Genomic DNA, 11,520 nt, shown 5'->3' with positions numbered 1-11,520 from the left:
CCACACGAGCAGGGCGGGAGCACCACCGCCGCCCTCCCCACCACCACCACCTCCGCCGGTGGTTCGGCCGCACGGGGCCGGGTCCGACGCCCGGCGGCCGCAGCAGTCCGCCGGCGGTGTCGTGGCTCCCCGGCCGGAGCCTGCGCGCACCGACGCGGCGCCGACCTCGGAGACACCGCCACCGCAGATCCGCGTGCAGGCTCCGGTGGAGCCGCCGAAGGTGCCCGCGTCCGGGACCGAGGTGTCAGGCGAGCGGTCTTCCGGTGGCGCGGATACCGTTGGCACCGGACAGCCGCATGGGGCCGGGTCCGACGCAAGGCCGCAGCCCTCCGCCGGCGGAGCTGTGCCTGCCCGGCCGGAGCCGGCGCCCACCGTCGCGGCGCCGACCCCGGAGACCCCCCGGCCGGAGACCCACGTGCAGGCTCCGGTGGAGCCGCCGAAGGCCGTGGCGTCCCCGACCGAGGCACCAGGTCCCTCGACGCGATCCTCCGGCGGCTCGGACACGGCCGGCACCGGACATCCGAGCACATCCGCGACCCTTGGAGAGCCCGGGCACAGCACAGCCGTCGAGCACACTCCGCCGTCGCACCCCTCAGGTTCCGACGGGCCTCCTACGCACGGTGGACGCCCCGGCCAGGACGGCGGCGACCCACCCACGCCCGCGGGGCCCGGCGAGCACCGAGGGCCGACGGCCGCACCGCTGGAACTCACCGCCGTCGGTCAGACGACTGTGGACGAGGTCCGGCGGACCGTCGAGCAGACACTGTCCACGCAGGCCTCCTCGATCCGCGGCCTGGACATGCTGAGCAGCGTGCTGCGCCACGATCCGCAGCGGCTGGCCGGCAACGGGGAGGCGTTCCCGCTGACGGTGCGCGGCCAGCCGTTCGAGGCCCGGGTGCGGATCGAGGTCACGCCGACATCGGGAACCGGTGCGTCCGGGCCCCGCGTCACCTCGGAGCCGTCGGTCCGCGGCGAGCGGGGCACCGACCAGACCAACACCCGCGCGCCGGGGTGGCAGCCGTCGGTCAGCGCGCGGTTCGGCGCGGTCGGGGGGTACGGCGGGGCCCGGGTCAAGTTCCAGCTCCCGTCCTCCACGACGACCACGCACGCGGCGCGGGCCACCGTGGGTGACGAGCGGGCGATCAAGGCGAGCCACGATCCCGAACAGGACATTCCGGCGCGCGTCCACATCTCCGTCACCGATCGGCAGGGCCGGCCGGTCGGTGACGGAGGGGCCGTGCCGGGGACTGCGCGCGGCTGGTCGTACCCCGTCGAGCTCGATGCGCAGCCGGGACCGTCCCGGATGCTCGACGACGGCTCCGGGGCGACGATGACCGATGTCGTTCCGCACTCGGTCAGGACCGACGGGGGCCGCGACCTGCACAGCCAGGTCGCGGGGTTGCTCCCTCCGAAGGTCACGGCGATGGGGGCCCCGGGGCGGCAGGATCTCCACACGTTCCTGTCCGATCACGGGCTGCGCAACCGGTTCACCGCGATGCTGCACGACTGGGTGAGCTCACCGCCACTGGTCAGCAGCGACGGCCGGCACCGCGCCCAGGTCCAGGCGCGGCTGGTGCCGGAGACCGGGTCGCGGGCCGGGCGGCTCAGCGGCGGCCTGACGGCGGACAGCCGAGCCGAGTTCGTGGCCGACCGCTCCGCGAAGTCGGAGGGCGGCGGCGAGCTCGAGCTCAGCGGCGGGGCCCGCACCTCACCCCATCCCATCGGCGGCGGCGGGGCGATGTCGGTCAGCGTGGGCGGCTCCGCCCAGCGGGAGACCCGGACGACGCACATCGACGTGTATCGCAAGGCGCACACGATGTCCGGTCCGGTCGATCTCCACGACCTCGGGATGCGGCTCGAGGTCCGGGTGGTCGTGGGCCCGCGCAACGATGCCCCGCCGCACGGAGGCAGCGTCACCGCCGGTGTCGACGCGCGTGTCTGGATGACGCCCGGGCAGGCCGCGAAGGTGGGCCTGGCTGCCGGCGCCGACGCGGCGGGATCCGCGGCCGGCCCGGGTGGAGGCACGATGCACCCGCCCGCCTACCTGGCCCACGGTCTCGGCCTCGGCGACGCCCGCGTGCGCTCGCTCGGATCGGGTCCGCGCGACCTGCTGGCCCAGGCCCGATCCGCGCTGGCCCAGGTCCCCGGATACCGGGAGCTGGTCGCGGATCCCGAGTCGGGAGCCGTCCCGCACAGCCGCACCAGCACGGTCGCCCCCATCACCGACCTGCACCGGACGCTGGAGAACTTCCTGTCCCACGAGCACCTGTCGGCCCGGATGGACAGCATCCTCGCCGGTGGCATCGACCAGCCGTTCGTCCGCGAGGGGGGCACCGCGACGACGTATGTCAACCTCAACGTCCGCGGGCACCTCGACGGCGTCACCGACACCGGCCCGGTGTCCGGGTCGGGGCTGAAGGTGGTGTCCGGCGGCCGGGCCAGGCTCGGCCACACCGCGGGAGCGAAGCGCTCGGTCGGTGTCGGCTTCAGCGCGTGGGCGGTCTTCGGGGTGCCGTTGGCGCTGCTGTCGGCCGTCGCCTCGCTGGGTGGTAAGTACCAGTGGCGGCGTACCACCGGCGCTGGTCCGGAGATCGGCGATCAGTTCACCACCCGCACGGGCAGCGACGTGCACGAGGTGCAGGGCCGGATCCGGTACGAGATCACGGTCACCGAGCATCACCGGGCGGCGGACTGGGTGCGCACCCTGCCGGTCGGCAAGCCGGGGCTGCACCAGCCCGCGGTGACGACCGTGGTCCGGACCCGCGGGCCGGGAGAGACCGGGGGCACGTCGCTCCTCGAGCCGCTCGAGTCCCCGATCACCCTGCACGTGCCCGCCGACGACCTGCGCAGCACACCCGTCGACCGGCCCCCGGCCCCGCCGAGCACCGAGCCGCTGCCGAACCCGCCGCGGCTGGACGGCCCGACCGAGCCGGGGACGCCGCTGTCGCCGCACAGCTCGCTCCTGGTCGTCGGGGGTGCCGCGACGATCAAGAAGGCCGCGCTGGACGCCCTCGGCGAGGCCACCCACGGTGACGAGGTGCTGACGCTCGCCGGTAGTTCCGGGGCCAAAGCACTCTCCGATGCCCTCAGCCCGGAACGCCTCATCACCGACCGCGCGCTGCTGCGTGGCGGGATCGTCGTCGAGGACCTGGTCTACGAACGGCGGCTGGTCGACCGGGTCGGCGCGGTGCGCGTGGCCATGACCGTGGAGAACCCGACCCTCATCCCGGACGGCGACCGGCTGCCGGTCTCCACCGACCGCACCCAGCAGGCGGCCGCGCTGGGCGGCTACACGGTCAAATCCGGGAAGGAGTCCACCTGGGAGTTCGGCGTGCGCGGCACCGGGTCAGTGGGCGACCGCACCCACTCCGCCCCGATGTACGCCGGAGACCCCGCCCCCATGCGCGCCGGAGACCCACCCCGCGTCGTCGGCAGCGGCCAGGTGTCGGCCGAGCTGACCTTGAGCCGGACGACAGGAACCGCGAATTCGGCCTCGGCCGGTGGTGAGCGGAGTGTGCTCGCCTCGGGCCGCCGGACCTTCGCGGTGCAGGCCGACGGGCTGGTGACGGTGACTGCCCAGGCGCGGCTGCGCAACGTCGTGCGCGACGCCGTCGCACCCGCGCCGACCGGGCTGGCCGGCCGCCAGGTGCGGCTGCCCGGCGCGGTGTTCCTGCGGGTCGACGAGGTACAGGCGAGGGCCTGGGGGCTGCTGCCCGCGCCGCTCGACAGGCCCGGCCTCGGTGCCGGTCCGCACGGTGCCGGCTCGCACGGTGCCGGCTCGCACACTGCCGGCCATGAACAACCGTCCTCGCCCACCATCCCTGGGCGCCCCGCCCTGGACACCGTGGTCCTGGAGAACCCCGACATCCTCGGTGACCAGCTCGGCGCGCTCGCCGACCGGTTGCGCGGCAGCGACTCCGGCCCGCTCCCACACTCGGTGCTCGGCGACGCGATGGCCACGCTGCACCGGATCCGTGAGCAGCTGACCGAAACCACCGCCCACGGCCTGCTGGGCAGCCTGCTCGGACCGGGCGTGCCCTTGCTCAACTCCGAACCGCGGCTCCTGGGACACACGGACGTCGAGGTGCGGCTGGTGGCGAAGCGGATCGATCCGCCACGGTCGCTGGGACTCGTGCACGACGGCGCCGACATCAGGGACAAGGTGACCTCCGTGCAGTCCGACGAGCGGACCCGGGCCACGGCGATCGGTATCCGTGGAACCACATCGGCCACGTTGGGCACACGCCGGCCGGGACCGAGCCACGACGGCTCCTCAGCCCTGGCAGCGGGCCCGACGGGCACCGTCGGCCGCTCGTCGGCGCACAAGGGGACCGACAGCGACGTCACCCGGACCGTCAGGATCACGAACTCGAAGGGCCCGAGCGCGCGGTTCACCATGCCGGTGCGACTGCAGGTCGAGGTTCGTTCCGGCGGCGCCCTGCAGGCCCAGCACGTCGGCAGGATCTCCGACCTCGTCCTGCGAGCGCCGGCCGACGACCTGTCCACGCTCCCGCAGCCGCCCCGCGACACGTCCCCGCCCCCGCCGTCCCACCCGGCGCCGGTACCGGGGCCGGACGGCAAGCCGTCGGCGGCGAGGACGCACGAGGCCGCGCTGACCTGGCAGGCGCAGGGATCCCCGCTCCCGGAGCAGCTGCGCGTGGTCTCGGCCGGTGGCGGCCCCGCGGCCGTGGACCACGCCGTGGTCTCGCTGCTGCACGAGGCCGGCATCGATCCACGCCTCACCCACCCCGGCGGCCCGGTACGCCACGGCCTGGACGCGCTGATGTCGCCGGAGATGTGGCGCGCGCTCGGACCGCAGATGCTGCGTGGCGGATGGACGCTGCCGACACTGCACAGCACCGAGGTGGGCGGGCCGAGCGTGCGGGTGCAGATCTACGCGCGGACGACGTCGCCGGTGACACACGGCGTCAGCCATTCGTTCGACGTCACGGACGGGATTCGGTATCGCGAGGGCCGGGACACCGAGTTCGTCACCACGCGCCAGCGCGGCGCCGGTGGCACGCTCGCACCGAGCGGCCGGCAACCGATCATCGGGCAGGGCACCGCCGATCTCGGCGCGACCGTGCGGAGCGAGAACACCGCCACCCCGAAGGCCGGCGGCCACGAGCCGAACGAGAACACCCGCAGCGGCGCCACCCGGCTGGTGGGTGGTCCCACGGAGTACCGCGTCGTCGTGGAGGTGGACCAGCGCCGGCCGTGGTCGGCGCCGCGGGTGCTGGTCGCGGACGTGCACCAGGACGCCGGTCTCACGTTGCGGATGACCGAGGGTGAGGCGGAGGCGCGGTTCGGCCCGCTGCCCGAACCGGTGAGCCGCCACGCGGAGGAGGTCCGCGATGCGGCTGCGCGGTGGCGGACGGCGGAGAAGGCTCTCGAGAAACTGACCGGCGAACGCGACGCTCTCTGGTGGGCGGCGCCGCCGGCGGATCGGATGATCATCGCGGCGACCGGCGATGCGCACACCGCCGAGGCGCGCGCGGCGTCCGGCGCGGAACAGCTCGCCGACCTCGAGTTCCGCGTCGACGCGCTGACGGCGATGGTCGGGGCCGACCCACTCGGGTCCTCCGCGCTGCATGCCGAGCTCACCGGTGCCCAGGCCGAGGTGGCGGCGCTGAAGGCCCGGATCGCGCGGGACGGTGACCTCGCCCGCGTGCTGCGCGACCACGAGAAGGCGGGTGCCGCCCGGGATCAGGCCCGGGCCGAGTGGATGCGGGCCAAGGCCGCGCTGGACCAGGCCCTGGCCGCTGTCGCCGATGGCGGCGACGCCGGCGGGAACACGACGGCGACGGTCGCCGTCGGCGACTCCCTGTCCGCGGAGGACTTCGACCGCATCGTGAACCCGGGTCCAGCACCCGGCCTTCCGGCCTCGGTGTCCCTTTGACCAGCGACGAACACGACTGAGGAGTGACGGGTGAGCGACCCGCAGGAGCAGACCGACCGGGACGAGGACCGCGGGTCCGAGCGAGCGCGGGAGTCCGCGGCGGCCGTGACCGGAACGGCCGTCGACGACCGTCCACGCGGCGCGCAGGACCAGGACGGGTGGGTGTCCGCGGCGTGGTCGCCCGCCGCCGTGAACCCTCCGGCACCCCGACCGGGCGGTCCGGCCGTCGCCCAGCTCGACGAGCGGTCGATCGTCCGCGAACGCGGCGACCGTCCGAGCCACGGCTGGCGTGCCGGCGTGTTCCGGATGAGCCGGGGCCTGGTCAACCCCGGTCTCGGCGATGCCGAGCGGGCCCGCCAGGAGTTGCTGGCCAGGATCCGCCGCCCGCTGCGCGGCGCACACCGCATCGCGGTCGCGTCGATCAAGGGCGGGGTCGGGAAGACCACGGTGACGGCCTGCCTGGGTCTCGTGCTGTCGGAGAACCGGGGCGACCGGGTGATCGCGCTCGACGCGAACCCCGACGCCGGCACGCTCGCCGACCGGCTGACCGCGGAGACGTCGGTGACCGTCCGGGATCTGCTGGACAACATCACGACGACACGATCGCTGACCGACGTCGCGCGGTACACGAGCCTGGCCGGACGGCTGCAGGTGCTGGCCTCGGAGCAGGATCCGGCGGCGAGCGAGGCGTTCGACCGCGACGAGTACGAGCGGGTGTCGGCTGTGCTGACCCGCTTCTACAACATCGTTCTCACCGACTCGGGAACCGGGCTGGTGCACTCGGCGATGGAGGGCACCCTCGCCCTCGCCGACGGCCTGGTCGTGGTGGGTGCGCCCACCGTGGACGGGGCGAGCCGGGCGGCCAAGACCCTGGACTGGCTGGTGGCGCACGGGCACGCCGAGCAGGTCGAACAGGCGATCGTGGTGCTGTGCTGCGATCGGTGGAGCAGGGAGGTCGACCGCGACCGGATCCGCGACTACTTCGCCGCCCGCTGCCGCGCGGTCGTCGAGGTGCCGTTCGACGCGCACCTGGCCACCGGCGGCCGGATCGAGCTGCCCGAGTTGCGGCCCGCGACGGTCGACGCCTATCTCGCCCTGGCTGCCCACGTGGCCGACGGGTTCCGGTGAGGCGGGCGCCGGGCGGGTCGCCCGGCGCCAGTTCCAGCGCCGGCGGTGAACCCCACCGGTAGCAGGACGATCAGGCCCCCACCTCTCGCAGGTGAGGCCGTCGCGGCGCCCGGCGCGGTTGACTGCCGGGCGTGGGTGCAGATCGGCAGGCGCAAGCACCGCGACGACGCGCGTCGGTGCCCCCAGCAGCGAGCGCGTGACGACGTGCTTGCGCAAGCCGTTCCGCCGGCGCTCGCCGCGGCATTCTGGCCGCCGGCGCTCCTGCTGGTCGCCTACCTGCTGGCCGGGCCCGAGCCCAGGAAGCATGCGCTGATGTTGCTGGCCGGCGGGGCCGTCGCGACCCTCGGGGTCGGCTTCGCCTTCGTCCTGCTCCTGCAGGGAACGGGGGTGGAGAGCAGTACGCACCACACCGTGTCACCGTGGATCGACGTGGGCCTCGGCGTGCTACTGCTCGTGTTCGCCCTGGTCGTCGCCCGGCGCCCGCCGCGCGGGCCCGGGGCGGGGTCCGAGGATCGCCGGGAGGTGGGCCTGCTCGGGCTGCTGGTCGCGGGCATGGTCATGTACTCGCCGTCGCCGTTCTACCTCGCGTCGCTGCACGCGATCACCAAAGCGCACGTGAGCGCACTCGCCGCGGCGCTGAGCGTCGTCCTGATGGCCGGGATCTACATGGCCTTCGTCGAGGTGCCGATCGTGCTGCACCTCGTCTGGCCGCAGACCACGGTCCAGCGTCTCAGGTCCGTCAACGAGTGGCTGCATCGGCACGGCCGCGCGGTCATCCTCGTCGCCGCCGTCGGCTTCGGGGTGTATCTGCTCTTCTCCGGCATCGGCCGCCTCACCGGCTGAACCGGACGGATTCGCTGACTCAGTCAGCGATAATGCTTGACCAGGTCAGAGGTCTGGGTCACGCTGGGCCGATGGGAATCGACGTCGTCGCCCCGGCCGAGATCGAGGCCATCCGGGCGTTCTCCCGTGCCTATACCCGCACACTCGGCGTGCTGGCCGAGGGCCTGCTCGCCACCCCGTACTCGCTCACCGAGTCCCGTGTGCTGTTCGAGCTGGCCCAGCGGCCCAGCGCCGAGGTCGCCGATCTGCGCCGCGACCTGGGTCTGGACTCCGGCTACCTCAGCCGGCTGCTGACCCGGCTCGAGCGAGACGGCCTGGTCACCCGGGGCCGCTCGGCGGCCGACGCTCGCCGGCAGACGATCGCCCTGACCGCGTCCGGAGCCCACACCGCCGCGGATCTCGATCGACGGTCCACCGAGCAGGTGGCCGGGCTGCTGGCGCAGCTGCCGGCCGTCGACCGCCGGGAGCTGATGGCAGGCATCGGGACGGTGCGCGCGCTGCTCACCGATCGCGACGCCCCGCGGCGGGTGGCGCTGCGTGAGCCCGGGCCGGGGGAGTACGGCTGGGTCGTCGCCCGGCACGGCGCCGTCTACGCCGCCGAGTACGGCTGGGACGACTCGTTCGAGGGTCTCGTCGCCCAGATCGTCGGGACCTACCTCACCGACCACGACCCGGCGCGCGAACGTGCGTGGATCGCCGAGGTCGACGGCCGGCCCGCCGGCTGCGTGTTCTGCGTGGCCGACCCGGACCACGACGACGTGGCCAAGCTGCGGATCCTGCTGGTGGAGCCGTGGGCGCGTGGGCTGGGGCTGGGCACCCGGCTGGTCGATGCGTGCGTCGCGTTCGCCCGCGACGCCGGATACCGGCGGATCGGGCTGTGGACCAACGACGTCCTGGTCGCGGCCCGGCGCATCTACCGGGCGGCGGGGTTCGTGCTGGAGGGCGAGGAACGGCACCACAGCTTCGGACACGACCTCGTCGGGGAGTTCTGGTCGCTGGACCTGTCGAAGCAGCAGACCACCGCCGCCAGTAGTTGATCAATAGCCGGCATCGTCGTCGCCACCGCGGCAGCGTTGAGCACACGGGAGGTGCGGCTGCTGCGCCGGCCCCGGGCCACGGTCGCCGGGCCGGCAGGTGAACCGGGGAACGCCGAGAGCGATCCCGCGGCCGATTGACACCCGTCTCGTTGGGTGCCCTGGAGACAGCCCATGCCGCCGATCGAGCCGGTCCCGTCTTCGCCGGAGGAGCCCGATGCCCGAGAACGATCACGTGCCCGGTGCGCCGGAGCCCGACGACGCCGGTGGTGTGCGGCTGTCGGGTACCAATCGGGTCGAGGCCTTCAGCGATGGTGTGCTCGCCATTGTGATCACGCTGCTGGTCCTGGACCTCCGAGTTCCGCCGCACCCACCCGGCGGTCTGCTGACGGCGCTGCTGCAGCAGTGGACCGGTTACGTGGCCTACCTCGCCTCGTTCCTGTACGTGGGAGTCATCTGGCTCAACCACCATGCGGCCTTCAACCGCATCCGCTACGTGGACCTGGGCCTGCACTGCGCCAATCTCGGGCTCCTGCTGACCACGGCGGTCCTGCCGTTCCCGACCGCCGTGGTGTCGGCGACGCTGCAGGAGGGCTTGAACACCTCCGACGCCCGGGTGGCCGTCGGCTTCTACGCCCTGGCCGGAATGGTCATGTGCGTCAGCTGGCTGCTCTTCTACGCCTATGTCTACCGCCACGCCGACCGGCTGCTCGAGCAGGAGGTCCCCGCGTCGGACTTCGGCGAGCACCGCGTACGAGCCTGGGCCGGCATCCTGGGGTACGGCGTGGCCGGGGTGCTGGGCATCGCGGCCCCGTCCATCGCCCTCGGGGTCTTCGTGCTGCTGCCGCTCTTCTACGCCATCTCGAGCGAGGGCCTGCACCAACTGCAGCCGAAGGGGATTCTCGGTCTCGAGTGAGCGCCCGATGAGGTGTGCCACCAGTCGCGCCGTCCAGGTGCCGCCGCCGGCCGGCTCCTCCGAGGAACCGGCCGGCGGGGCGTCGGGGTGGCGGTCACGACCGGTCCTCACCCCGGCCTCGGTGCCCCCGGGGAGGGCAGCGTGGCCGGCGGCACCGGCGACCGCACCGTCACGAGCGGATGCGCTGCTCGTGGATCCACGATGCCGGCTGCTCCATGTGCTCTGCAGGGCCGTCGGTCCCGAACGATACCGCCGACGGTCCCGTCCGCGCTGCGGACGCGGGGATCGACTCAGGACGTCCGACCGCGACGGTTGCGGGTGCGCAGGCCGCAGCGGTGGCTCGGCCGGGACACCGCTGAGATCACCGAGGACCGCTCAACGCCGGTCCGGCCGGGATCTTCTCGGGCGTGGTGGACGGCTCGGGGGCCGGCCCGGCGAGCGGGGAGTTCGTCGCCTTCTTGACCGACTCCAGGATGCTCAGACCCTGGCTGACCAGGCCGGCAGCGATCTCGCTGAGGCCGTCCGCGCCGTTGAGGATGTTGACGTTGGCGCCGCGGAGTCCCATCGCCGCCTCCTTCACGATCTCGGGCAGCTGGTCGATGAGCATCCGGTCGAGGGCGACCCGGTCGTTCGACGCCGCCGCCTCGGCCTGGATTCGCATCTTCTCGGCGTCGGCCAGGGCCAGGATGCGCACCCGCTCGGCCTCGGCCTCGGCCGGCCGGACGACCTCGGCGATCAGTTGCTGCTGGCGCAGCGCGGCCGCGCGCCCCGCCAGCTCGGTCTGCGCCGCGGTGACCTCGCGCTGGGCCTGGGCCTGCGCCAACGGCCCGGCTTGTGCGGCCTCGGCCTGCGCGGTGTCGATCTCGGCCCGGTACCGGGCCTGGATGACGGCCGTCTGCCGGGCGTACTCGGCCTGCTGGCGCTGGGACTGCTGCGCGGCCTCCGCGGAGGCCCGGTCCGCCTGCGCCTGGGCGATCTGCGCCTCCCGCTGGATCGCTGCGTTGTGCGGCGCGGCCATGGCCTTGATGTAGCCGAGGTTCATGTCGTCGATCGACTGGATCTGCAACGAGTCGACGCTGAGCCCGAGGGTGGCCATCTCGGCCTTGGAACCGTCGAGCACCTCGCTGGCCAGCTTCTGGCGTTCGGTGATGATCTCCTCGACGGTCATCGAGCCGATGATCGAGCGCAGGTGCCCGGCGAAGATCCGTCCGGTGAGGACCGACATCTGGTCCTGGTCGGACAGGAACCGCTGCGCCGCGTTGACGATGCTCTCCTCGTCGTTGCCGACCTTGAACGCGATGACCGCGCGGATGTTCAGCGCGATCGCCTGCCGCGTCACGCAGACCTCCTCCACCTCGGCCTCGCACATGGCGAGGGTGAGGAACCGGACCTTGCGGAACAAGGACAGGACGAACGCTCCGTGGCCGGTGACGACCCGGAACGGACTGCCGCCGGTCCCGCCCCTACCGCCGGAGATCAGCATGGCCTGGTCCGGGGCGGGAACTCGATAACCGAACATTGCGTGCCTCCTCTAGCCGAGCATCTCGACGGCGAGGAGCGAGGGATCCGGCCACGCGACGACGGTCACCGCGCGACCGCCGCGGGACTCGACGACGAGCACCGTCTCGCCCTTCGGCAGCGCCTCGTCGGACCACGCCAGGAAGGTCTCCGAGCCCCCGCGGATCCTCACCCGGGCTTCT

7 protein-coding genes are annotated in these 11,520 nt (G+C 73.5%); 5 read left to right on the top strand and 2 right to left on the bottom strand.

The features are described from left to right. Positions 1–730: 730 nt before the first annotated feature. The 5 genes from HF526_RS10900 (at position 731) to HF526_RS10880 (ending at position 9,820) form a co-directional block, all read left to right on the top strand. On the top strand, positions 731–5,899 hold the full coding sequence (locus tag HF526_RS10900) for a cell envelope integrity protein TolA (protein ID WP_169381253.1): 5,169 nt from the start codon (positions 731–733) through the stop codon (positions 5,897–5,899). Positions 5,900–5,929: 30 nt separating this feature from the next. Then, positions 5,930–7,027, top strand: coding sequence for a MinD/ParA family ATP-binding protein (locus HF526_RS10895; RefSeq protein WP_338051404.1), 1,098 nt, complete (start codon positions 5,930–5,932; stop codon positions 7,025–7,027). A 204-nt stretch (positions 7,028–7,231) separates the two neighbouring features. Continuing rightward, positions 7,232–7,870 carry a GAP family protein gene (locus tag HF526_RS10890; protein WP_169381252.1) on the top strand — a complete coding sequence of 213 codons (639 nt, stop codon included), beginning with the start codon at positions 7,232–7,234 and terminating at the stop codon, positions 7,868–7,870. Between the two features lie 71 nt (positions 7,871–7,941). Then, positions 7,942–8,907, top strand: a complete 966-nt coding sequence (locus tag HF526_RS10885) for a bifunctional helix-turn-helix transcriptional regulator/GNAT family N-acetyltransferase (RefSeq protein ID WP_169381251.1) — start codon at positions 7,942–7,944, stop codon at positions 8,905–8,907. Positions 8,908–9,121: 214 nt separating this feature from the next. Further along, positions 9,122–9,820 (top strand): TMEM175 family protein, encoded by a 699-nt coding sequence (locus tag HF526_RS10880; RefSeq protein WP_169381250.1) that lies wholly within the window; start codon positions 9,122–9,124, stop codon positions 9,818–9,820. 361 nt (positions 9,821–10,181) lie between these two features. Here the strand turns inward: HF526_RS10880 and HF526_RS10875 are convergent, their stop codons facing one another. Beyond that, the gene (locus tag HF526_RS10875) at positions 10,182–11,339 is read right to left on the bottom strand and encodes an SPFH domain-containing protein (protein WP_169381249.1); all 1,158 of its coding nucleotides are present in this window, start codon (positions 11,337–11,339) and stop codon (positions 10,182–10,184) included. Between the two features lie 12 nt (positions 11,340–11,351). Then, on the bottom strand, positions 11,352–11,510 hold the full coding sequence (locus HF526_RS10870) for a hypothetical protein (protein ID WP_239028533.1): 159 nt from the start codon (positions 11,508–11,510) through the stop codon (positions 11,352–11,354). Positions 11,511–11,520: the final 10 nt, after the last annotated feature.

It is taken from the genome of Pseudonocardia acidicola (assembly GCF_012911935.1).
GTDB classification, from domain to species: Bacteria; Actinomycetota; Actinomycetes; order Mycobacteriales; family Pseudonocardiaceae; genus Pseudonocardia; species Pseudonocardia acidicola.
This window is presented reverse-complemented; position numbering and strand designations above follow the sequence as displayed.